General features: G+C 62.3%; 20 protein-coding genes, 1 tRNA gene and 1 pseudogene. 9 read left to right on the top strand and 13 right to left on the bottom strand.

Annotated elements, in window-relative coordinates; all coding sequences use genetic code 11:
- Positions 1 to 158: 158 nt before the first annotated feature.
- Together rpoH and ABIB78_RS28690 are read right to left on the bottom strand one after the other, a co-directional pair.
- The gene (rpoH, locus tag ABIB78_RS28685) at positions 159 to 1,055 is read right to left on the bottom strand and encodes an RNA polymerase sigma factor RpoH (protein WP_021077401.1); all 897 of its coding nucleotides are present in this window, start codon (positions 1,053 to 1,055) and stop codon (positions 159 to 161) included.
- Positions 1,056 to 1,272: 217 nt separating this feature from the next.
- Positions 1,273 to 2,253 carry an RluA family pseudouridine synthase gene (locus tag ABIB78_RS28690; protein ID WP_429030647.1) on the bottom strand — a complete coding sequence of 327 codons (981 nt, stop codon included), beginning with the start codon at positions 2,251 to 2,253 and terminating at the stop codon, positions 1,273 to 1,275.
- A 65-nt stretch (positions 2,254 to 2,318) separates the two neighbouring features.
- Between ABIB78_RS28690 and ABIB78_RS28695 the strand changes: the two genes are divergently transcribed.
- The 3 genes from ABIB78_RS28695 (at position 2,319) to ABIB78_RS28705 (ending at position 5,230) form a co-directional block, all read left to right on the top strand.
- Complete coding sequence (locus ABIB78_RS28695; protein ID WP_429030505.1) at positions 2,319 to 2,654, top strand: hypothetical protein; 336 nt, start codon at positions 2,319 to 2,321, stop codon at positions 2,652 to 2,654.
- 126 nt (positions 2,655 to 2,780) lie between these two features.
- A complete protein-coding gene (locus tag ABIB78_RS28700) occupies positions 2,781 to 3,428 on the top strand; it encodes a ubiquinol-cytochrome c reductase iron-sulfur subunit (RefSeq protein WP_429030650.1) in 648 nt (215 codons plus the stop codon).
- 71 nt (positions 3,429 to 3,499) lie between these two features.
- Complete coding sequence (locus ABIB78_RS28705) at positions 3,500 to 5,230, top strand: methanol/ethanol family PQQ-dependent dehydrogenase (RefSeq protein WP_429030508.1); 1,731 nt, start codon at positions 3,500 to 3,502, stop codon at positions 5,228 to 5,230.
- Between the two features lie 333 nt (positions 5,231 to 5,563).
- Here the strand turns inward: ABIB78_RS28705 and ABIB78_RS28710 are convergent, their stop codons facing one another.
- Together ABIB78_RS28710 and ABIB78_RS28715 are read right to left on the bottom strand one after the other, a co-directional pair.
- A complete protein-coding gene (locus ABIB78_RS28710) occupies positions 5,564 to 7,891 on the bottom strand; it encodes a molybdopterin cofactor-binding domain-containing protein (protein WP_429030511.1) in 2,328 nt (775 codons plus the stop codon).
- 1 nt (position 7,892) lies between these two features.
- A complete protein-coding gene (locus tag ABIB78_RS28715; protein WP_429030514.1) occupies positions 7,893 to 8,345 on the bottom strand; it encodes a (2Fe-2S)-binding protein in 453 nt (150 codons plus the stop codon).
- 525 nt (positions 8,346 to 8,870) lie between these two features.
- Here ABIB78_RS28715 and ABIB78_RS28720 point away from each other — a divergent pair.
- A tRNA-Glu gene (locus tag ABIB78_RS28720) sits at positions 8,871 to 8,945 on the top strand.
- A gap of 116 nt (positions 8,946 to 9,061) precedes the next feature.
- Here ABIB78_RS28720 and ABIB78_RS28725 read toward each other — a convergent pair.
- Positions 9,062 to 9,597: pseudogene (locus ABIB78_RS28725) on the bottom strand (cation:dicarboxylate symporter family transporter); the annotation flags it as partial.
- Positions 9,598 to 9,927: 330 nt separating this feature from the next.
- On the opposite strand from ABIB78_RS28725, the gene ABIB78_RS28730 reads away from it, so the two are divergent.
- On the top strand, positions 9,928 to 10,902 hold the full coding sequence (locus tag ABIB78_RS28730; RefSeq protein WP_429030516.1) for a helix-turn-helix domain-containing protein: 975 nt from the start codon (positions 9,928 to 9,930) through the stop codon (positions 10,900 to 10,902).
- 139 nt (positions 10,903 to 11,041) lie between these two features.
- Here the strand turns inward: ABIB78_RS28730 and ABIB78_RS28735 are convergent, their stop codons facing one another.
- Entirely contained in the window at positions 11,042 to 11,776 is a 735-nt protein-coding gene (locus tag ABIB78_RS28735) for an MIP/aquaporin family protein (RefSeq protein WP_429030519.1), read from the bottom strand.
- A 116-nt stretch (positions 11,777 to 11,892) separates the two neighbouring features.
- Positions 11,893 to 13,356, bottom strand: a complete 1,464-nt coding sequence (locus ABIB78_RS28740; protein ID WP_429030522.1) for a catalase — start codon at positions 13,354 to 13,356, stop codon at positions 11,893 to 11,895.
- Between the two features lie 109 nt (positions 13,357 to 13,465).
- Here ABIB78_RS28740 and ABIB78_RS28745 point away from each other — a divergent pair, with 109 nt between their 5' ends.
- Positions 13,466 to 13,720, top strand: a complete 255-nt coding sequence (locus tag ABIB78_RS28745; protein ID WP_429030524.1) for a hypothetical protein — start codon at positions 13,466 to 13,468, stop codon at positions 13,718 to 13,720.
- A gap of 229 nt (positions 13,721 to 13,949) precedes the next feature.
- On the opposite strand, the gene ABIB78_RS28750 is transcribed toward ABIB78_RS28745, so the two are convergent.
- Entirely contained in the window at positions 13,950 to 14,483 is a 534-nt protein-coding gene (locus ABIB78_RS28750) for an MSMEG_1061 family FMN-dependent PPOX-type flavoprotein (RefSeq protein WP_429030527.1), read from the bottom strand.
- A gap of 143 nt (positions 14,484 to 14,626) precedes the next feature.
- Positions 14,627 to 15,196: an NADPH-dependent FMN reductase gene (locus ABIB78_RS28755; RefSeq protein ID WP_429030529.1), complete on the bottom strand. Its 570-nt coding sequence runs from the start codon at positions 15,194 to 15,196 to the stop codon at positions 14,627 to 14,629.
- Positions 15,197 to 15,732: 536 nt separating this feature from the next.
- Between ABIB78_RS28755 and ABIB78_RS28760 the strand changes: the two genes are divergently transcribed.
- The 3 genes from ABIB78_RS28760 (at position 15,733) to ABIB78_RS28770 (ending at position 17,877) form a co-directional block, all read left to right on the top strand.
- Entirely contained in the window at positions 15,733 to 16,977 is a 1,245-nt protein-coding gene (locus tag ABIB78_RS28760) for a molybdopterin-dependent oxidoreductase (protein WP_429030531.1), read from the top strand.
- Between the two features lie 7 nt (positions 16,978 to 16,984).
- Positions 16,985 to 17,317: a c-type cytochrome gene (locus tag ABIB78_RS28765; RefSeq protein WP_429030534.1), complete on the top strand. Its 333-nt coding sequence runs from the start codon at positions 16,985 to 16,987 to the stop codon at positions 17,315 to 17,317.
- 68 nt (positions 17,318 to 17,385) lie between these two features.
- On the top strand, positions 17,386 to 17,877 hold the full coding sequence (locus tag ABIB78_RS28770; RefSeq protein WP_429030536.1) for a GlcG/HbpS family heme-binding protein: 492 nt from the start codon (positions 17,386 to 17,388) through the stop codon (positions 17,875 to 17,877).
- 65 nt (positions 17,878 to 17,942) lie between these two features.
- Here ABIB78_RS28770 and ABIB78_RS28775 read toward each other — a convergent pair whose 3' ends face one another.
- The 4 genes from ABIB78_RS28775 to ABIB78_RS28790 form a co-directional block, all read right to left on the bottom strand.
- Positions 17,943 to 18,818 carry a carotenoid biosynthesis protein gene (locus ABIB78_RS28775; protein ID WP_429030538.1) on the bottom strand — a complete coding sequence of 292 codons (876 nt, stop codon included), beginning with the start codon at positions 18,816 to 18,818 and terminating at the stop codon, positions 17,943 to 17,945.
- 177 nt (positions 18,819 to 18,995) lie between these two features.
- Positions 18,996 to 20,120 carry a sulfite oxidase gene (locus tag ABIB78_RS28780; protein ID WP_429030541.1) on the bottom strand — a complete coding sequence of 375 codons (1,125 nt, stop codon included), beginning with the start codon at positions 20,118 to 20,120 and terminating at the stop codon, positions 18,996 to 18,998.
- A gap of 33 nt (positions 20,121 to 20,153) precedes the next feature.
- Positions 20,154 to 20,570 (bottom strand): YidH family protein, encoded by a 417-nt coding sequence (locus tag ABIB78_RS28785; RefSeq protein WP_429030542.1) that lies wholly within the window; start codon positions 20,568 to 20,570, stop codon positions 20,154 to 20,156.
- Positions 20,571 to 20,992: 422 nt separating this feature from the next.
- The gene (locus tag ABIB78_RS28790) at positions 20,993 to 21,229 is read right to left on the bottom strand and encodes a hypothetical protein (RefSeq protein WP_429030544.1); all 237 of its coding nucleotides are present in this window, start codon (positions 21,227 to 21,229) and stop codon (positions 20,993 to 20,995) included.
- Positions 21,230 to 21,370 lie beyond the last annotated feature (141 nt).

Here is a 21,370-nt window from a genome sequence, read left to right on the forward strand (position 1 = left end):
TTGCGCGCCTTTCTCGACCGCCGCGGCGTACTGGGTCCCCCGCTTTCGCGGAGGACGACAGTGGAGTTGGTGAGAAGGCTACCCCAATAACAAAAAAGCCGGCGTTGCCGCCGGCTTTCGTGTCTCGCTTTGGTGTCTCTTGGCTCGTCGCCGCGCGCTTAGTGCGCGGCTTCGAGAGCGGCTTCCTGCCGGGCAATCGTGCCCTTGACGGCCGACTGCACCTTTTCGAACGCGCGGACCTCGATCTGCCGCACGCGTTCGCGCGACACGCCGAACTCGGCAGCGAGGTCTTCCAGCGTCATCGGCTCGTCCGCCAGACGCCGCGCCTCGAAGATGCGGCGTTCGCGCGGGTTGAGCACGCCGATTGCGCCATTCAGGGCCTGGCGGCGATGATCGAACTCCTCGCTCTCGGCCATCAAGGCTTCGGCGTTGGGCGAGTTGTCGACCAGCCAGTCCTGCCATTCGCCGGCTTCGCCGTCGTCGCGGATCGGGGCGTTGAGCGACGCGTCACCGCCGAGGCGGCGGTTCATGTCGACCACGTCCTGATCGGTCACGCCGAGGCGCTTGGCAATCAGCTTCACCTGGTCGGGGTGCAGATCACCCTCTTCCAGCGCCGAGATCTTGCTCTTCGCCTTGCGCAGGTTGAAGAAGAGCTTCTTCTGGTTCGCGGTGGTGCCCATCTTCACGAGCGACCAGGAACGCAGAATGTACTCTTGAATTGACGCCTTGATCCACCACATGGCGTAAGTGGCGAGACGGAAGCCCTTCTCGGGCTCGAATCGCTTCACCGCCTGCATCAGGCCGACATTGCCTTCCGAGACGACCTCGGAGATCGGCAAGCCGTAGCCGCGATAGCCCATGGCAATCTTGGCCACGAGCCTGAGATGGCTGGTGACAAGCTTATGCGCCGCGTCGCGATCGTCATGCTCGCGCCAACGCTTGGCGAGCATGTACTCCTGCTGGGGCTCCAGCATGGGGAACTTGCGGATCTCGGCGAGGTATCGTGAAAGGCCGGATTCTCCATTGAGAACCGGCAACGTAGCTGTACGGGCCATTACTTGCGCCCTCCAGTGGTTCAGGCCCCCGATAGCGGCGGGCCCGGCAGGTGGCCGCTGGGTTAAAGCCGGCCATGCTGCGATGTTCCGCGTTGGATATTCAACGCAGGTGCAACATACACCAAATTGTCCGTGATAGGGAAGGATTGCTGACGTCACGTCCCCGTGTGGCAGGTATAACCTGTTGTCATGACGTGACTTTTCCAGGATGGGTGCGTCATACCGCCGCTCCTAGCGCCCGCTGCAGGAGAAGCAAATCCTCCGGCAAAGGCGACTCCCAGTGCAAAAGTTCCCCGGTCCGGGGGTGCTCCAATGCCAGCAAATAGGCGTGCAGGGCCTGCCGGCCGAGCGCGGTGAGTGCGTCCTTACCTTCCGCGCCGAGTTGCCCGGCCTTGGTTTTAAAGTGGGCGCCGTAAACGCTGTCGCCCATCAGGGGGTGGCCGAGATGGGCGAGGTGGACGCGGATCTGATGGGTCCGCCCGGTCTCGAGCCGGCAGGCCAGCAGCGAGGCGACCGGCTTGCCGTCGCGGCCGGCAAAACTCTGCTGCACCTCGAAATGGGTGATCGCCTCGCGGCCGCCCTGGCGGACGGCCATTTTCTCGCGGGCATGCGGGTGGCGGTCGATCGGCGCGTCGATCGTGCCATGCGGCCGGTTCGGCACGCCCCAGGCGAACGCCATGTAGCCGCGCTCCATCGGGCCGGTGCGGCCGTGGTCGGCGAACTGCGCCGTCAGCGACTGATGGGCTCGGTCGTTCTTGGCAACCACCATCAGTCCCGTGGTGTCCTTGTCCAGGCGATGCACGATGCCCGGCCGCTTGACCCCGCCGATGCCGGACAGGCTGTTGCCGCAATGCGCGATCAGCGCATTGACCAGCGTTCCCGTGGCGTGGCCGGCGGCGGGATGCACGACAAGGCCCCTGGGCTTGTCGATGACGATGATGTCGTCGTCCTCGAACACGATATCGAGCGCGATGTCCTCGCCCTGGGGCTCGGCGGGCGCCGCCTCCGGCACGTCGATTATGATCGTATCGCCCTTGACGACATGATAAGCGGGGTCGCGGAGGACGGCGTCCTTGACGGTCACGGAACCGGCGAGGATCAGCGCCTTCAGCCGGGACCGCGACAGCTCCGGAGTGCGCTGCGCGAGCACGCGGTCAAGCCGGGCCGACCCCTCGTCGCCTTCGACGATGACCTCCAGCTTCCGACCGCCATTCGAAGAAACCTGATTCAAAGCGACCTGTTGCAAAGATATAGAGCCTTGTGATGACCGACACCGCCGTGACCGAACCGACCTCCGACCAGGCCGCGCTGATCGCGCGGGTGCGGCGCATGATGCTGATCGCGGGCCTGACCTCGGCATTGGCCGTGGCCGTCGTATTGATTGCCATCGGCTACCGCCTTTATCGCAGCGAGGGAAGCCCTGTTTCGGTATCCGAGGTCACTGCTGCGCTGCCGAAAGGCGCGCACATCGTCTCCACGGGCGTCTCCAGCGAGCGGCTCGTGCTAACGCTCGATATAGGCGGTGCAACAGAGATCCGCACATTTGATGCAAAGACACTGAAACCTGTCGGCAGGCTGACCTTCGTCAACGAGCCCTGATCGAAGCAATCGCGAACCCGCGCAGTCGATCAGCCAAAAGCTGCCGCGTTTTTTTTGCGCATGCGTTCGCGCATCGAGAATGTGTGCCGCCATCTTTTCGGCCGAGTTGCACGTTCAGCTTGCGCCATGTCGCAGTCCAACCCCAGCGCTTCCATCGAACCATCCGGTGAATCCGATGCAGCAGGGTCGCGGATCGACCCGACGCGTCGCACGGTGTTGACCGCGCTCGCGAGCTGCGCCTGTCTCGCTGCGATCGAGCCTGTAGCCGCCGACGATGACGAACAGCCGGGCGCCAGTGAGCGACCGCAAAAAGCTGATGTCCTGGTCCGCGCCGAAGGCGACAAGGCCGGCCAGGTCATCAAGTCGGATGATCTGACGCTTGGCGGACCGCCTGTTCGGGCCTGGCCGCAGGACCCTAAAACCTCCGTCGTCCGCAAAGGTTCGCGGCTCAACGAGGTCGTCCTCGTCAAGCTCGATCCGAACGAACTGGACGACGCCACGCGCGCCCACGCCCCCGACGGCATCGTCTGCTACTCGGTCATCTGCACTCATGCCGGATGTCCGATCACCGCCTGGTTGAAGCAAGAGCAGGGCGACAAGAACGTCCTGAAATGTCTCTGTCACAACTCCGAATACGATCCGCGGCAGAATGCGCAGGTCGTGTTCGGGCCGGCGCCACGTCGCCTCGCGGCATTGCCGTTGACGGTTGCCGACGGCGCGATCACGGTAGCAGCGCCATTCGTTGGGAAGGTGGGTGCTCAGCAGGGAGGATGAGGCCACATCGGGATTTCTGCATGACCTAAACTGAAAAAACAAAACAGAACAGAGCAGGGAGGTAGCATCTCATGACAAGCAAGCAGTGGTTACTGTCGAGTTGTGTCGCATTCACGTGCCTCATTTCGACCTACGCCGTCGCGGGGCCGATTGAAAACTACAGTTCGGTGACGTCTGCGCGTCTCGAAAATCCCGAACCCGGCAACTGGATGCTCTATCGCCGGACCTATGACGGACAGGGTTTCAGTCCGCTCGACCAGATCAACACATCCAACGTCAAGGACCTCAAGCCGGCCTGGACCTTCTCGACCGGCGTCATCGAGGGCCATGAAGCGCCGCCGATCGTCAACAACGGCGTGATGTTCGTCGCGACCCCGATGGGGCAGGTGATCGCGCTCAACGCCAAGACCGGCGAAGAGTACTGGCGCTACAAGCGGCAGCTTCCCGACGACCTGTTCCAGCTGCATCCGACCAGCCGCGGCGTCGGGCTGTGGGAGGACAAGCTCTATCTCGCCACCACCGACGACCACGTCGTCGCGCTCGACGCCAAGACCGGCAAGGTGGTCTGGGACACCAAGGTCCAGGACTACAAGAAGGGTCAGTACATGACCCTGATGCCGCTGATCGTCGACGGCAAGGTGATCGTCGGCGGCTCCGGCGGTGAGTTCGGCGTGCGCGGTTATGTCGTCGGCTTCGACGCCAGCAGCGGCAAGGAGCTCTGGCGCACCTTCACCATTCCCGGCGAAGGCGAGCCCGGCCACGAGACCTGGAGCGGCGACGACTGGAAGTCGGGCGGCGGATCGGCCTGGATGACCGGCAACTACGACAAGGACACCAAGACGGTCTATTGGGGCGTCGGCAACGCCGCGCCATGGCCCGGCTCGATGCATGCCGGCGACAACCTCTACACCAGTTCGGTGCTCGCGCTCGATCCCGACACCGGCAAGATCAAGAACCACTTCCAGTATCACCAGAATGATTCATGGGATTGGGACGAGGTCGATGCGCCGATGCTGATCGACATGCAGCGCGACGGGCGGTCGTTCAAGAGCCTGGTCCATCCGGGGCGCGATGCGATCTTCTGGGTGCTGGAACGCAAGCCGGACAAGATCAACTATGTTGCCGGCTGGCCGTTCGTGAAGACCAATGTCTGGAAGGGCATCGAGGCCGAGACCGGCCGGCCGATCGTCGATCCCGAGCATAAGCCGGTGCTCGGCAAGCGGGTCGAGTTCTGTCCGTCGCTGTGGGGCGGCAAGGACTGGCCGTCGGCGGCCTATAGCCCCAACACCAAGCTCGTCTATGTTCCCGCCAACGAAAACTTCTGCGGCGGCTTCACCGGCGAGAAGCAGCCATTGGTTCCCGGCCAGCTCTGGCTCGGCACCAAGCCGGAGGACATCGGCCTGACGCCGGCACCGAGCGCCGATCATTTCGGCGAGTTGCAGGCATGGGATCCAACCACCGGCAAGAAGGTCTGGCAGCATGACTACAAGACCTCGCAGCTGTTCGGCTCGGTGACCGCGACCGCGGGCGACCTGGTTCTCGCCGGCGGCACCAACGACCGGGCCTTCCGCATCTTCAATGCCAAGACCGGCGAGCTGTTGTGGGAGCAGAAGACCAACTCCGGCATCATGGCGATGCCGATGTCCTATGAGGTCGACGGCAAGCAATACATCGCGGTCCAGTCGGGCTGGGGTGTCGACGCGCAGCGCATCCAGGACGCGCTCGCCGGCAAGGTTGCGGGCTTCGAGAACAACGTCCCGCAAGGCGGCGTGATCTGGGTGTTCGCGCTCGACAAGAAGTAGCCGACAGGGGGCGATGCGATCGGGAAGCGGCGGCTGGGGAGACCGCCGCTTCCCGGTCCGCGTTCGTGCACAGCACGATGAATTTCAGTTCGCTTTGGCCGCGGGTTCGGTCACCTCTCCCCGGGGCATTGCATATGCGCTTGATGCCTCCACAGACTCGTCATGCCCGGCCTTGTGCCGGGCATCCACGGCTTTGTTTCCGCGGAAGAAAGACGTGGATGGCCGGGACAAGCCCGGCCATGACGGCGCGGAAAGGCCAGTTGATGCCAAAAGCGATTGCCCTCCCCCGCAAGCGGGAGAGGGGACGCTGTTCCATTCCGGCTACTACCGCCCTCAGGTCTCCAGCTGCTTGCCGATCGGAAGCGCGCGGATGCGCTTGCCGGTGGCGGCAAAGATCGCGTTGATCAGCGCCGGTGCGAACGGCGGCACGCCGGGCTCGCCGACGCCGCTCGGCGGCACGTCCGGTCCGGGCGGCACGATATAGACGTTGGTGATTGCAGGCGACTCGTCCATCCGGATCACCGGGAAGTCGTCGAAATTGCCCTGCTGCACCTTGCCGTCCTTGAAGCTGATCTCGCCATATTTGGCGAGGCTCAGCCCCATGATCGCGGCGCCCTCGATCTGCGACTCGATCCGCTCGGGGTTGACGTAAGTGCCGCAATCGATCGCGGTGTCGACCCGTGGCACCGTGAGCTTGCCCTTGTCGTCGATCGCCACCTCGACGATGGTCGCGATGTAGCTGACGAAAGAGCGGTGCACGGCGATGCCGAGGCCATGGCCTTTCGGCACGTTGCGGCCCCACTCGCCCTTTTCGGCGACCAGTTCGACCACCTTGCGCAGCCGCGCGGTGTCGATCGGGTAGCTGTCATAGGGCTCGCCGTAGTTCCAGGGATCCTTCACCGAGGACAGGTTGACGATCCGCGGGCTCCCGATCAACTCCAGCAGCATCTCCTTCTGGCCGCGGCCCGTCGCATGCGCGATTTCCCCGACCATGGATTGCACCGCGAAGGCGCGCGGGATGTTGGAGACCGAACGGAACCAGCCGATCCGCGTGAACGCGGCCGCTTCCGGATTCTCGCACTGCAGATTGGCGATCTCGAACGGGTTGTCGATCAGGCCCATGCCGAGCTCGAACGGCGCTTCGTGGTTGGCGCCGGCGGCGAAGGTCGAGGCGATGGTCGGCGCCACGCTGCGGTGCCGCCACGCGATCACCTTGCCGCTCTTGTCGAGACCGGCCTCGATCCGTTCCACGGAGACCGTGTGCAGGAAGTCGTGACGCACGTCGTCCTCGCGGGTCCACTGCACCTTGACCGGCGCGCCGAGTTCCTTCGACAGCAATGCCGCCTCGAGCGCGAAGTCACATTTCGACTTGCGGCCGAAGCCGCCGCCGAGCAGCGTCACGTTGACGGTGACATTGTCCTCGGGGATTCCGAGCGTCTTGGCGACGTCCTCGCGAGTGCCGCCGGGGCTCTGCACCGGCGCCCAGATCTCGGCCTTGTCGCCCTTGACGTCTGCAACCGCGACCGGCGGCTCCATGCTGACATGGGCGAGATGCGGCAGGTAGTATTCGCCTGTTATAACCTTGTCGGCGCTCTTCAGGGCCGCATCGACGTCGCCTTCCTTGCGCACCACGAGGCCGGGTTTTCGCGCGGCTTCCTCGAGCGAGGCACGATAGGTGATCGAGTCGTATTTGGCATTGGCGCCGTCATCCCAGACGATCTTCAGCGCGTCGCGGCCCTTGATCGCGGCGCCGGTGTTGCGCGCGATGACAGCTACGCCGCCGAGCGGCTGGAACTTGGACGGCCAGGGCCAGCCCTTGACCTCCATCACCTTCTCGACGCCCGGCACCTTCATCGCGGCGCTGTCGTCGAACGACTTGAGCTTGCCGCCGGTGACCGGCGGACGGGCGATGACGGCGTATTTCAGGCCGGGCAGGCGGATATCGGCGCCGTAATTTGCCTTGCCGGTGGTGATGTCGTGGAGGTCGACGATCGAGACCTGGCCCTTGCCGAGATAGCGGAAGTCCTTCGGGTCCTTCAGCTTGAGGCCCTTGATATCAGGCACCGGCTCCTTGGCGGCGTCGGCGGCGAGCTCGCCGAAGCCGATCTTGCGGCCACTTGCGCCATGCACAACCTCATGGTTCTGCGCCTTCACCTCGGCGACCTGTACGCCCCACTTCTTGGCGGCCGCGGCTTCCAGCATCGCGCGCGCCGAGGCGCCGATCTGGCGCATCGGGATCAGATAGTGCCGCGTGCTGCGCGAGCCGTCGGTGTCCTGGTTGCCGAACTTGACCTCGTCGCCGTGCGCTTGCTGGACATGGACGCGCGACCAGTCGGCGTCCATTTCCTCGGCGACAATCAGGGGCAGGCTGGTGCGGACGCCGGTGCCCATCTCGGCGCGATGCGCCAGGATAGTGACGACGCCGTCGGGGGCGATTGCGACGAACACGCGCGGATCGACCACGACGCCGTGCGGCATCTTGCCGGCACCGGTCTCATAGGCGAACGCTTGGCGCGTCATCACGGGCGCGGCGAGCACAAAGCTGCCGGCGATGCCGAGACCCTTGAGGATGCTGCGGCGCGAAAGGTTCTCGACCTTCACGTGCTTCTCGAAGCCGCGAAGCTTGCGGGAATTGGTGGGTATGTTGGTGCGGATATTCATGTCACACCCCCGTCGATGCGAGATGCACGGCATTCTCGATCCGCTGATAGCAGCCGCAGCGGCAGATATTGCCCGACATGGCTTCGCGGATCTGGTCGTGGCTCGGCTTCGGGTTCTGGTCCAGCAGCGCCGCGGCCTGCATGATCTGGCCGGCCTGGCAGTAGCCGCACTGCGGAACATTGACTTGCCGCCATGCCTTCTGCACCGGATGGTCGCCGGTCGGGTGCAGGCCTTCGATGGTGGTGACCTCGCGGCCGGCGACGTCGGAGACCGAGGTGATGCAGGCGCGCACCGCCTCCTTGTCGATGATCACGGTGCAGGCACCGCACAGCGCCTGGCCGCAGCCGAACTTGGTGCCGGTGAGGCCGGCTTCGTCACGAAGATACCAGAGTAGCGAAAGGTCGGGGTCGCCATCCCAATTCTGCTCCTGGCCGTTGATTTTTAGTTTGATCATGGTCTGTCCTCGCTCTGCTTAAGCTATTGACCGGTGCGGCGCGAGGTGCGGAACGTCTTCCATGGCCTGCGGCCGCGCTGATGTTTGTTGTGCCAAGATATTGGTGAGCCAAAATTGCCCGTACGCCCATGTTACCGTGTGCCGGGGCTTGCGCTTTGTTCCAAGCACTCCTCTCGCTTGTCCGGCGCCTTGCGGGGCGCAGCATGGTGAAGGGCTGCGATGTTAGCAGAGACAGGCGCCGGGTGACTTCACAGACAGGTGTTTTGCATTTGCCGTTTGGCGAAAGCAGGGCCGTGCGCGACCGAGAGATGACATCCGGAGGTGGCCATCATGCGATCGGCGCGGCCGCATCGCTGCACCGTGCGGGTGCGCGCGCCGAGGCCCCGCAGCGCGCAGGGGCATTCCGGGCTGCTTCCGCGCCGAATCCCCGGCACGGCACGGTAAGCATGGCTGACAAAATCCCTGCCGCAATGCACAGGCCATCTTGCGGCAGGCCGATTTCAAGGCTATTGCCTTCCTCTCAACGCTCCCTTCGTCTAGCGGTTAGGACGCGGCCCTCTCAAGGCTGAAACAGGGGTTCGATTCCCCTAGGGAGCGCCAGCAAACTCAGGTACTTAGCTAGCCATCAGCTGCGTTCGTTGAATAATCGTTGAATAAGACGCCGGTGAACAGCGGCGAACGCCTGGGGAATTTGCTGCCAACATTGGCAGACTAGCGCGATCTTCCAAGCAGGCCAGCACGAACCCGAACAGGACCGGAACCAGCACGACCGACAAAATGTCGCCGCGCGCGAAGGCGTCGACCACGGTGTTCGAAATGATGTTGAGCACGAACTCCGCGGTCTGCTCCTTCGCCTTGCCGGCAAAATGTGCGACAGCCTTCGCATCGAGCGTGGCCGGATCCACGTTGAACCCAGCGCCCGGCATCGCGATGTGCGCCGCGAGGAAGCCGATCAGGAGCGCAAGCGTGGAGACGACTTCGAAGTAGAGCAGGGCCTTGCCGCCCACCCGGCTGACCTTCTTTATGTCGGACATTCCGGCGGTGCCGGAAACGACGGTACAGAAGATGACGAGTGCGATCACCATCTTGATCAGCTTGATGAAGCCGTCGCCCAGCGGCTTCATGTCCACGGCGATCGAAGGCCGATAGTGGCCGAGCGCGATCGCAATCGCGATAGCCGCGAGCACCTGTGCACGTACAGGGTTGCGTAGAACGGTTTTCGCGCAGTCCGTTCCTTGACGATCGCGTTCATCGATGTTCTCCGCCCTTTGCTTGTTTCTGGACCTTGTGCGCGCTTGTCGGTCGGCAGCGGCATGACGAGAAGCACGACCGTCGGCACACTGGTCCGATTCGTCAGCCGGCGATCCTCGCCGCCGGCGATGCGGCAGGAGTCCCATTTTCCAAGTTAGGACTCGCGCTTCAAAGGATCGTGACGGTCGGGGCCCTCAACTCGCCGTGAGAACGGCAGCCTCCACGTCTTGATAGTCATCGCGACCGCCACGACGTCCTGACCTGAGCATCACAGCAGCGAGCCTGAGCATCACAGCAGCGAGTGAGATCAAGCAGCGAGTGAGATCAAACAGTGGCCGGCCCCGCCAAAACGACCTTGAAGCAATTTGCTGACCTTTTGCCGCCTCCCATGCGCGCAGTCGCCGAGCCGGCGGCATGTCCTGATCGGAGCCTTGAACCTCGCCCGGTTGTCGGCATTTCGCCGCCTGAGATCGTCAGACGCCATTCTGCCACGTGGCCGGGCTTACACGCGGAGACGGTCCAGATCATGCGGCACGCGCCGTTTGAATATGGATTCCGGGCTCCATGGCATCTGCTCATTGCCGCTGAAGTCGCCGAGCGCGACGACGGCGAGACCTTTGTTGAAGGTCTGCCCCGGTCCACGCTGCGCAATTTCACGCGCAAGCTCACCTTTGTACCTGCCGGGCACGACTTCCGCGGATGGCAGAAGCCGCGCGCATTGACGCGTACCACCTATTTCTACATCGATCCGCGCTGGCCGCTCGCCGATCCGGCGCTGCGGTTCGGGGAGATCGAATTCAAGCCGCGACTGTTCTTCTTCGATAGCGATCTCTGGCAGACCGCTCTCAAGCTGAAGTCGCTGATCGAGAACTCGCAGCCGATGCCCCGGCAATACGGCGAAGCGCTTGGCATCGCGTTGACGCATGAAGTCGTTCGCATCAATAGCGACGCTGCGCGCCGGGGGCCTACCAGTCGCGGCGGCCTCGCGTCCTGGCAAAGAAAGCGGGTGGCCGCCTATGTCGAGGAGCACGTCGCCGACGACATCCCGCTCGCGACCCTCGCCGAACTGGCGCGACTGAGCCCGTTTCATTTCTGCCGGTCGTTCAAGGAGTCCTTCGGAATGCCGCCGCGCAGATATCATGCGAGCCGCCGGATCGAGCGGGCCAGGCAGCTATTGGCGAATCGCGCACTGTCCGTCACGACCATCGCACTTGATGTCGGCTTCAGCGATACGAGCACATTCACCGCTGCATTTCACAGGCTGACCGGCCAAACCCCGAGCCGTTACCGTCGCAATCTCGGTTAAGCGATCCCGGATAACCGAGGGTTCTCCCGCCCGACGCCATGCGGACCTGGCTTCAGAATTGAGATCGGTGATGTAGGGCGTCTCCGCTCCGGCGTATCCGTCGAAGCGGCTCCCGAATGACCTAGCAGTCCGCCCGATCTCATTCGGCCGGCGTCCGGACTGCGGCCGTCGCAGTCCGCTCCTGGACCAGCCGGGCGAGCCCCGTGTGCAGAATCGCAGCCACGATGGCGCCAACGATCGGAGCAGCCAGGTATAGCCAGACGTCGTTGAAATTGCCGGTCGCGACCATCGGGCCAAGCGCCCGCGCCGGGTTGAAGGCGGCGCCCGTGAGGGGCCCGCCCATGATGATGTTGAGGGTCAGGGTCATGCCGATCGCAAGCGGCGCGAGATTGCGGGCGCGTCCAGCGACCGCCGTGCTGAGCACGACCGTGGACAGGAAAAAGGCCAGCACCGCCTCGATCACAAAGCCGGCCCAAGGGGTGACCGTAACGGTCGTGTTGCCGAGAGCAAGATGGTGCGCGAGTGTCGGTGTACCGAGGCCGGTCGCGGCGCCGCCCAGCACGGTCCGCAACAGAATGGCGCCAAGGACACCGCCAACGAACTGGCTGACGATGTAGCCGGCCGCCTCGCCGACGCGCATGGCGCCAGCGGCAAGCACGGCGGTGGTGACGGAGGGATTGAAGTGTCCGCCCGACACGGGGCCGTAGGCGAAAGCGAAAGCCATCACGGTCAAGCCGTGGGCGAAGGCAATTGCGGTGATGCCGGGCAGGCCGGCACCGCCGCCGACCACGGCCGCGGCGCCGGCGCCGATGAATATGAGCGAGAAAGTGCCGATGAACTCCACAAGGAGCTTTGGTGCGATCAGGTTGGACATCGTTGACTCCAAAGATGAGATCGACCCCTCGACGCGCCCGGGCTTGTGCCAAGGAACAGCACGCGCTGGGGGGGGGACCGACGGCGCGGAGAGCGCCGCCGGCCGGTGAAGCGGGCCTACTCCGCGGCGATGGTCTGTGGTGTGAAATTGATGCCCACCGCCCTCGCGACGCCGGCGCCGTATTCGGGATCGGCCCTGTAGCAGTGGGCGATCTGCCGCTTGGCAATCTCGACCGGCACGCCTTCCATCGCAGCCTTGTAGTTCTGGAAGAGCTGCTCCTTCTGGGCGACCGTCATCAGCCGGAACAAGTCGCCGGGTTGACGGTAGTCGTCGTTGCCGTCGCGGTGATTGTAACGGTCGGCACTGCCGGAGATTTTCAGCGCTGGCTCCCTGAAGCGCTCGTCCTGCGCGGGGCCATTGAATGAGTTCGGCTCGTAATAGGCATCAGGATTCGGGTTGCCTGCGAGCCGCATGGCACCATCGAGGTTGTACGTGTGCACGGGGCAGCGCGGCTTGTTGACGGGAAGCTGATCCGCATTGACGCCTACGCGGTAACGATGCGCATCTGCGTAGGAGAAAATGCGCGCCTGCAGCATCTTGTCCGGCGAATGGCTGATGCCGGGCACAATGTTTGCGGGCGAGAGTGCCGCCTGCTCGACTTCGGCGAAATAGTTCTGCGGGTTGCGGTTGAGCTCGAGAACGCCGACCTCGATCAGCGGGTAGTCCTTGTGCGGCCACACCTTGGTGAGGTCGAATGGGTTGTACCAGTGCTTGCCGACGTCGCTCTCCGGCATGATCTGCACCGAGAACCTCCATTTCGGGAAATCGCCGCGCTCGATCGCCTCGAACAGATCGCGCTGGTGGGTCTCGCGGTCATGGGCGACCTTCTCGGCGGCCTCGGCGTTGGTCCAGTTTTTGATGCCCTGCAGGGTTTTGAAGTGGAATTTTACCCAGTAGCGCTCGTTCCTGGCGTTGATGAACGAGTAGGTGTGCGAGCCGAAGCCGTCGATATTGCGATAGCTCTGGGGCAGGCCGCGGTCCGACATCAGGATGGTTACCTGGTGCAGGCTCTCCGGCGACAGTGACCAGAAATCCCACATCGCGGTCGGCGATCGCATGTTTGTTCTCGGGTGGCGCTTCTGGGTGTGGATGAAGTCAGGGAACTTCAGCGCGTCGCGCACGAAGAACACCGGCGTATTGTTGCCGACCATGTCCCAATTGCCTTCCTCGGTATAGAATCGCAGCGCAAAGCCGCGGACGTCGCGCTCGGCATCGGCGGCACCGCGCTCGCCTGCCACCGTCGAGAAGCGCAGAAAAGCCTCGGTCTCTTTGCCCTTCTGTAACGCCTTGGCCTTTGTGTAATTCGCAATGTCGTGGGTGATGGTGAGCTTGCCATACGCGCCCGAGCCCTTGGCGTGCTGACCGCGTTCCGGAATGCGCTCGCGATTTTGGTGGGCAAGCTTTTCCAGCAGAATGAAATCTTGCATCAGCACCGGTCCAAGCGGACCCGCGGTGATACTGTTCTGGTTGTCGGAGACCGGCATGCCGCTGTCGGTGGTGAGTGTCGGGCGTTTGGCCACGAATTGCTCCTGTGTTGCGAGACATTAAGGTCCCGGCAGCGCTGCTCATGTTCTCGCAGCGCCGTCTCGCAGGATTGCGGTTGCGAGAACCGGGTGTGAATTGAAACGTATGCATCCGCTTCGCAATGACTTTGGCTCGATTGCTGCAATTGCTGCAATCTTGCGCCAATCTCCGAAAGCGGAGGTCATTCAGCTGGCGCGGCATATGCCGTGGAGCGAACAGCCGGCCGATCAGACGCTACCGTTCTGCAAGGATGCGGAGAACAAGGCGCGAAAATACACGATCGAGAACTCGCCGGGCTGGAATAGACCTTTCAGGAAAAAACTTCAGAGTCCGACTCAAAATGCGGCCAACAGAATCTGAGATTTTGGCAGGCTCGTCATGCCCGGCCTTGTGCCGGGCATCCACGTCTTTGCGCCAATCACGCAAGACGTGGATGGCCGGGACGAGCCCGGCCATGACGAAAACTGAGTCACATTTCAGAGGGTTGGAAAGGTCCTGAAAATGGTCGTTGCTTTTCGGTCAGGCTCTCAGGAGGCTGATCCTTGGGCGTTTGGCTGAATACAGCTTCTTACCCTGATTGGCTTTGCCATCACGAACGTGCATTCCAAAGCTTCGAACGCGTGATGCACTTGCCGCAGTGAAAAAATGCCTTTTCAACTTCCACGATCATCGCGAGATCGGGTATTTGGCCATGATCCGCCATCGCGCTCCTGATATTCTCGTCGCGTACAATGATAGCCCGGCCGGTAACGCGAAGCGTTTCGCGTTGACCCGGAATAAACAGGATCAATCCGACGCCTGGATTTTGCAGCAGGTTCTGGAAAGTGTCGACGCGGCGGTTCCCGCGCCAGTCCGGAATTGCAAGGGTCGTATCGTCAAGACACCTCACGAAACCCGGGTTATCCCCCTTGGGCGATAGATCAACCATGCCGAACGGATCGGTTGAGCCGACCACAATGAATGGCGACGCGGCGATGAAGTCCCGACATCGGCGATCGAGCCTACTGAGAATCTTGCTGGTGAACCACCTGTTGGCAGGCCCGACAATTCTCCGTAAGTCCGTCTCGGTCGTGATGACGCCAGCGAACCGCTGATCGAGCACTGCCGCAGTTTTTGGAACCAAGTTCCGGGCCCTCCATCAGGCATAAATGCCGCCGCGTACGAGGACATTCGCGACAAGCGCGCGGCTGGGCAGTATGCACCCAACTCCCTTATCTGGTCGTTTTCGCGGCGCACCGTGGGCGGAGCGGCCGAGCTGGCGCCATATCATGCCGCCGCGCGAACAGACCGCGTTGTCCTGATCTCCTCAAGGAGATCATCCACGCCCGCTAGCACGAAGTTAAGCGCGGTTTCGTCGATGAGGCGGCCGTCGCGCACCTTCTCATGTACGCCGCCGATCACGATCTGGGGCCGGAGAACAGGGCGTGCCGGGATCGCTACGAGCGTCTCGTTCATCTGCTGCTGCGCGCGCACTCCGCCGGTGAAGGCGAGCGAGGCCGTCATCGTCAACACCGGCTTGCGCAGGAGCGTCGACCGTCCAAAGGGCCGAGAGGCCCAGTCCAGCGCATTCTTCAGGACGCCGGACATGCCATGATTGTACTCGGGCGAGATCATGATCACACCATCGCTGGTGGCGATGACCGAACGCAAAGCGCGCACCTGTTCCGGCGCATGCTCGCCATCGTCATCCTCGTTGTAGAGCGGTATCCCATGCAGCGGGAAGATATCGAGCACGGCTTTGGACGCAAGCGTATCCTGAAGGCCGTGAAGAACCGCGGTGCTGCTGGAAGCGCGGCGCAGGCTCCCGGAGAGGCCGAGAAGGCGGAGTTGGGTCATCGAGGGCGGTTCCAATGGCTGGAAATTTGAGGTCGCGACCGGAGGAACATCACGATGATGCCCGGTGAGCTCAAGTAAATTCCAATTTAGAAATCGACTTAGGATTAGCCTCCATGCTCGCCGTCTCGTGCGACGAGCGGCAACCGACCATCGGTCGTGCAAGCCCGGGACAGAGCGCCTCTCGGTTCACCTCCTGTGCAATTGATTCTCACATCGACGAAGTCCGGACGAAATGGCTGACCGCAAGTTCACGTCAGGGGTTGTTTGCTGGGCATACGTTCAGCCGCCGCGCTTCGCCGAACACTCGAGCGTGATGAGTATCGCGCTCGTGTCTTCCTACATCTGGAAATGAGGCGCGTGGCTCGCGTTCACGGTAGACGAACCGTGACCGCGAAAGCGCGCCAGGACTCGCGAAATCGCAGGACAGACGGGTCTTTGCATGCAGGGCGGACATTCCGGCCGACTGAAGCTGTCGTCAAGCCTGACGCCGCCGACCAGGTCTGACCATGCGCAAGGGCACAGGATAGGAGCAACTGATGCGGAATCGCGACGTGCAACCATCGGTGCTGACGCGACGGCGCGTGCTGGGCGGGATGGGAGCCGCGAGCCTCGCGCTAATGCCTTTGCCGGCATCAGCGCAGGAGACCGTCGACCTGGATGTGCCGGGCGGCCCGAGTACGCGGATGATCACCGCATCCTATCCGCAAAAGGGCCGAATGATCCTGCAGCGCTCGAGCCCGCCATGGCTTGAGACGCCCTTCGAAGTTTTCGACAAGGGTGTGTTCACCCCAAACAACCAGCACTATGTAAGCTGGCACTGGGCGAATTTTCCGGGAGACATCGATGTGGATAGCTTTCGTCTGACGGTGCGCGGCCAGGTCAATCAGACTCTCTCGCTGTCGCTCAAGGATATTTTACAGGGATTGCCGAGATTCGAGATCGCCGCGGTCAACCAGTGCGCGGGCAATTCGCGCATCTACGCCGTCCCACGCGTCGCCGGCGCTCAATGGGCAGATGGTTCGATGAGCAACGCGATCTGGACGGGGGTGCGTCTCAAGGATGTGCTTGACCGGGCGGGTGTGAAGGCTGGCGCCATCCAGGTCCGCTTCGGCGGCCTGGACGAGCCGGTGATGGAGGGTGCACCGAAGTTTTTGAAGTCGCTCACCATGGATCACGCTCGCGACGGCGAGGTGATGATCGCTTTCGCCATGAACGGCGAGCAGCTTCCCTTGCTGAACGGATTTCCGCTGCGGCTCGTTGTGCCCGGCTGGTGCGGTGTCTACTGGGTCAAGATGTTGAACGACATCGAAGTTCTGGATCAGCCGGACACCAATTACTGGACGGCGACGGGCTACCGCGTGCCCGATACGCCCTACAATACCGTCAAGCCTGGCGAGACTGGATTCAAGATGGTGCCGGTGACCCGCAATGCTCCGCGGTCCTTCATCACCAACATCCGCGACGGCGACCGCGTGCCGGCGGAGACGCCGGCTTCGGCGCGGGGCATTGCCTTCGGCGGCGATTGCAGCGTTGCCCGTGTCGACCTGTCCATCGATGGCGGCAAGAGCTGGCAGCCGACCCAACTCAGTGCCGACCATGGCAGATACGGCTTCCGGCGATGGCAGACGCAATTCACCTTGCCCGGGCCCGGCGCGTACGCCCTGATGGTTCGTTGCACCAACACCAAGAACGTGGCGCAGCCCGATTTCCGGATATGGAATCCGGCCGGCTACATGTTCAACACCATTGAAACGACCCATGTGGTCGCGGCCACAGGATGACCTGAGAATGCTACGCGCTGTTTTGCCGATGGTCACCGTTCTCGGTCTTGCTCTGTTGCCGTATCCAGGTCAGGCCGCAAGCATCACCACGTTGAAGTCGCTGAAGCTGGACGTCCCCACCAGCGACGCGATGTTCCCCGCCGGTCAGGGATCGGATGCGATCAACAACAATTGCCTTGCCTGCCACTCCGCCGACCACGTGTTGAACCAGCCCTTGCTTTCCAGGGAGGCCTGGCAAGAAGTCGTCAACAAGATGATCACAGCCTACAAGGCTCCCGTCAGCCCCGACGACGCCAAGGCGATCGTGGACTACCTGGTTCGCACCAAGGGCACCTCATAAGTGTTGTGACGCAAGCTGTCTGTAGCATCCTCGTGCCGGTAAACTTTAACGAATTGAGTAAGCTCGCAATGACGAAACTTGGAATTGGCGTTGCAATGTTCGTAACGGGCTTCTGCTTTGCAGCCGAGGCGCAGACCATCAACGTGTTGGCCCTTGATCAAGCCGGAGCCCAGACGGTCCTGCAGGCAGCAAAGGAAAACGCCGAGCAGCGGAATGCGCCCTCGGCAATCGCAGTGGTTGATCCGGCCGGGGATCTGCTCGCTTTCCAGCGGATGGATCGCGTCCGCCCGGCAAGCGCGGACCTCGCCATAGAGAAGGCACGAACTGCGGCGCGGCTGCAACGATCGACGGCAGAGATCGAGGACAACATAAATCAGGGGCGCACGGCCTTCGTCACTGCCGGCATCCCGGTGCTGCGCGGCGGCATGTCGATCCGTGTCAATGGCGCAGTCGTGGGCGCAGTAGGTATTGCCGGCTTGAGTAAGGAGACCGACGCCGAAATCGCGAGCACCGCCGCGGCGGCGCTGAGTCCCTCACCGGTGACGGGTCAGCGTAGGTGATTGGAATGCCGCGGGGACGGACCAATCGTCAGTTCGACATACCCTGTTGATGGCTACGTACGGCATTAGGTTCGGGTCTTGAATACCGCAAGCAGCCAGAACGGCAGTGCCGTGAAGAGACAGACCAGCGCGGCGACCGACCGAATATCCTGCGTCTGCCACGGATGGCCGGCCGGGCCGGTCAAAAGAGCAGCAGGCTCGTTGCCAAGAAGCAGGCTTAGAATGGGAGCAACGATGATCGCTGTGTACGCGAACAACGGCTGTGCCCGGTAGTCGCGCCCATTCGTGTGCGTCGCGCGCCGACGTCTCGCATACAGGGCAAAGCACTGGAAGAAGACATAGACCGTCAGATACCAGCCGAGGAAATTGCTCAGCGGCACGCCGAAATAGCTCCCGCCGTTGTGCCATACCCAACTGCCGGTGATCGTTGACATCCGCGGATCGATGGTGAGATCCCAGGACACCATGATGAAGCTTGCGATCACCGGCGTTGCGAACGAGAGCCGGCCGGCCAATCTGGCGTCCTCGTCGCCGAGAATGACGCGAGCGAGCGTCCACGAGAGATAGCCGACCCCGAAATAGGCCGGCCCGATCAGCAATGGCACCAGAAACAGCTTGGGTCCTATCGCATCGCTGTAATGGTACCAGCCAAACGGGAAACCGGTCAGGATGCTGAGGTTCTCGAACGCGTTGCTCACCCCCAGACAGACGAGCAGGAAGAACAGGATGCCGCGCCAGCCGTAGGTCGACGCGCCATGCAACAACCCGAACAGCGTCAGCGATGACGCAACCAGCGCGCCAGCCAGCCACTGTGGCAGCTGCAGCACGACAGCTGCGATGTGCGCGAGCACGCTTGCTCCCGCCAGTACCCAGAGCAGCGCCGGTGTCCAGCGGTCCGTCACCGCCTTGGTTGTTGCGGCCGTTTGCAGATCCGCGGTCATTTGGGCTCCATGTGTGTATGTGACGCAAGGAGGTAGCGGCCGGCGTCGACCCCGGACACCCCGACACGTCACCTCGCCAACCCACCCTGTGGCGTTGCCGACGTCGGCGCCCGGTGCGCTGTCCGCGCCGGATGTCGCCTGATGTCCCGATCAGCCAGCACGACCGCGTTTGCGGCGTTACAATCGCTTGCCTCCGGAGCCGTCTACGAACACTTCAATTGGGAGAGGGTGATTGATCACGTAGGTGCCGTGGTTCTTATCGTGTCTGTCAGGTTGCATTACGCCGCTCGCATCCTTCGCGCGGGCCAGCAACGTGTATTGCCCGGGCTCCTCCGGTGTCAGCCATTCGAATTTCCAGCGCCGCCACGCATGCCGTCGCACCGGATCAATGAATTCTGCCTCGGTCCATGTTCGGCCGCCGTCGGTGCTGACAGCGATCTCTGTCACGTCGGTTTCGCCTGCCCATGCAGCACCGAAAACCGTGTAGACTTGGTTCGGAATCACGGTTTCGTAAACACGAGGTCGAGCGATCTCGGACTTGAGCTGCATTTCTCCCAGAGCGCGCCGCACGGGCATTCCTTCCATCGAAGCCCAGTATCCGTAGTCCGATGTGTTCCAGTAGCCGCGAAACGGTTCGCGTACGGCCTGGATGCGCGTTAACCACTTGACTGAAGACATTCCATAGTATCCGGGCACAACTGCTCGCACCGGAAATCCGTGATCGCGCGGAAGATCACGACCGTTCATCTGGTAGGCGATCAGGACTTCCGGCCGGATTGCCTTGGCTCGGGGCAGGCTCCAGGCATACGATATCGGTTCGGGAGGCACGGGCTCCTCCTTGGGTGTTCCGCGATCCGCACCTTCGAGCACAATTTCGCAGGCATCGTCTACCAAGCCAGCGCGCTCCAGCAACACCCGCAGCGGTACGCCGGTCCATTCTGCGTTGCTGACCGCACCGAGCTCCCACTGTGCTCCTTGCACCTGCGGGACCAGAAAGACCCGACCATTCCCTGCGCATTCCAAAGTCGCGACGTGAGTCTCGGACGGCATGCTTCGCAACTCATCGTAGCTCAGTGTCAAGGGATGTTTGACCGCGCCGTCAATCTTCAGTTGGTAAGAGGCTCGATCCAGGGCTGGTACCGGAAAATGACTGCGGATGTAGAACAGCCCGGTCGGAGTGAGATAGGAGTCGATCCGATCGAACGGAGACTCCAGATTCTTTGGCTCCCTTTGTCGGATGGTCAGTCCCGCCGAAGACAATTCACTCGTATTATCCATGTAATCAGTTCTCGAGCCGTCCATCTTCGCCTCCTATTGCCGATCCGATGTGAAAATCTAACGCCACGCGTCCGGCGGGTGCGTCAGGAACAAGGTCAGGTAAATCATCATGGCAATGCCGAGCAGCGCCAGGAACAAGGCCACAATCACGCCTTGCCTGGAGAGCGATCGGTCCACGAAGTGATCGCGGTTCAACCTGCCCACCAGGTGCGCAAAGCGCTGCGCGGAAAAGAGGTTCACAGCCGCGCCGATCCCGATAAGCGCGGCTCCGACCCAGAGTGAGAGCTCGTGCGGATGAATAGCTTGGACTGGCTGCAACAGTTGGGGCTCGTCCGCGAATAGTCCAAATCGCGCGACCACAAACCCGAATCCCATCAACGCGATGCCCGTGCGAATCCAGGCGAGAAACGTCCGCTCTTCCGCCAGATAGTCCCGCAGGTCAGCCGCCGGCTTTGCTTTGATGGGCGTATCCATTTCAACTTCACCGGATCTTCGGATCGCGCAACCTTTTGGTATGCGACATTTGTGAGATGACGGCTTATGCGGATTTTCCCATTAAATACGAGTTTATTGTTGGGTTGGCTGAGCTTGATTCGGATGGTTGGAGAAGCGCTTGATGCAGGCGGACGCGGCAGCCTCCTATCAGGAACAGATGTTTCATTAGGGTCAATCGCTACACGGGCGCGCCAATGATGGACCGGACTAGTACGCCGACCGGCGCGCCACCAAATCTGGTCGCGCAGAACGTTGCCCCCGCGCTTGTCGCGACAAGGAAGTCGAGCCGTGGCATAGGCCATCAGCCCGACTTTTCTGGACGTTTCGTTATGCGTCGCGATACGGAGTCGCCCCGGTTTAACGAGTTAGGACAACGTGGGGCGCTTGGTGCCGTGGCGCGATCAATACGAACCCGGTTCGCAAGGAACATTGTCGCCGGTCCAGGGCGCGGTGGCAAATGCACCCACGCGCGGCGCAGGAATGCAGGCGTGACCGTCAACGTAGACGGGGTCGGTCGGCGCAGTGGTATTGGCCACGGCGATGTGGTGCGAGGCGGTGTGGGTCTCGCGCGCGATTGCAGGTGATGCGATCACGGCAGCCGCGATCAGCGCAGCCGACAAGACTTTGAGGTTCGTCATCGATGTTCTCCATTTGGTGTAACGGGCCAAGAAAGTGTGCCCTCTGGATAAGTGTGAGCAGCCATGGTTCGCTCAAACGCAATCCTTGCTCACGCTCGTTCAACGCTGTGTGAGCAGGTACATCGCAGCTGTTGTACGAGA

The organism is Bradyrhizobium sp. I1.14.4 (assembly GCF_050435825.1).
In the GTDB taxonomy this organism is placed as follows: domain Bacteria; phylum Pseudomonadota; class Alphaproteobacteria; order Rhizobiales; family Xanthobacteraceae; genus Bradyrhizobium.

What these genes read in the sequence shown, in the direction of transcription:
- rpoH (WP_021077401.1), bottom strand. Translation starts at nt 1,055, where the DNA reads ATGGCCCGTACAGCTACGTTGCCGGTTCTCAATGGAGAATCCGGCCTT.
- ABIB78_RS28695 (WP_429030505.1), top strand. Translation starts at nt 2,319, where the DNA reads ATGACCGACACCGCCGTGACCGAACCGACCTCCGACCAGGCCGCGCTG.
- ABIB78_RS28700 (WP_429030650.1), top strand. Translation starts at nt 2,781, where the DNA reads ATGTCGCAGTCCAACCCCAGCGCTTCCATCGAACCATCCGGTGAATCC.
- ABIB78_RS28705 (WP_429030508.1), top strand. Translation starts at nt 3,500, where the DNA reads ATGACAAGCAAGCAGTGGTTACTGTCGAGTTGTGTCGCATTCACGTGC.
- ABIB78_RS28710 (WP_429030511.1), bottom strand. Translation starts at nt 7,891, where the DNA reads ATGAATATCCGCACCAACATACCCACCAATTCCCGCAAGCTTCGCGGC.
- ABIB78_RS28715 (WP_429030514.1), bottom strand. Translation starts at nt 8,345, where the DNA reads ATGATCAAACTAAAAATCAACGGCCAGGAGCAGAATTGGGATGGCGAC.
- ABIB78_RS28735 (WP_429030519.1), bottom strand. Translation starts at nt 11,776, where the DNA reads ATGTCCAACCTGATCGCACCAAAGCTCCTTGTGGAGTTCATCGGCACT.
- ABIB78_RS28745 (WP_429030524.1), top strand. Translation starts at nt 13,466, where the DNA reads ATGCATCCGCTTCGCAATGACTTTGGCTCGATTGCTGCAATTGCTGCA.
- ABIB78_RS28755 (WP_429030529.1), bottom strand. Translation starts at nt 15,196, where the DNA reads ATGACCCAACTCCGCCTTCTCGGCCTCTCCGGGAGCCTGCGCCGCGCT.
- ABIB78_RS28760 (WP_429030531.1), top strand. Translation starts at nt 15,733, where the DNA reads ATGCGGAATCGCGACGTGCAACCATCGGTGCTGACGCGACGGCGCGTG.
- ABIB78_RS28765 (WP_429030534.1), top strand. Translation starts at nt 16,985, where the DNA reads ATGCTACGCGCTGTTTTGCCGATGGTCACCGTTCTCGGTCTTGCTCTG.
- ABIB78_RS28770 (WP_429030536.1), top strand. Translation starts at nt 17,386, where the DNA reads ATGACGAAACTTGGAATTGGCGTTGCAATGTTCGTAACGGGCTTCTGC.
- ABIB78_RS28775 (WP_429030538.1), bottom strand. Translation starts at nt 18,818, where the DNA reads ATGACCGCGGATCTGCAAACGGCCGCAACAACCAAGGCGGTGACGGAC.
- ABIB78_RS28780 (WP_429030541.1), bottom strand. Translation starts at nt 20,120, where the DNA reads ATGGACGGCTCGAGAACTGATTACATGGATAATACGAGTGAATTGTCT.
- ABIB78_RS28785 (WP_429030542.1), bottom strand. Translation starts at nt 20,570, where the DNA reads ATGGATACGCCCATCAAAGCAAAGCCGGCGGCTGACCTGCGGGACTAT.
- ABIB78_RS28790 (WP_429030544.1), bottom strand. Translation starts at nt 21,229, where the DNA reads ATGACGAACCTCAAAGTCTTGTCGGCTGCGCTGATCGCGGCTGCCGTG.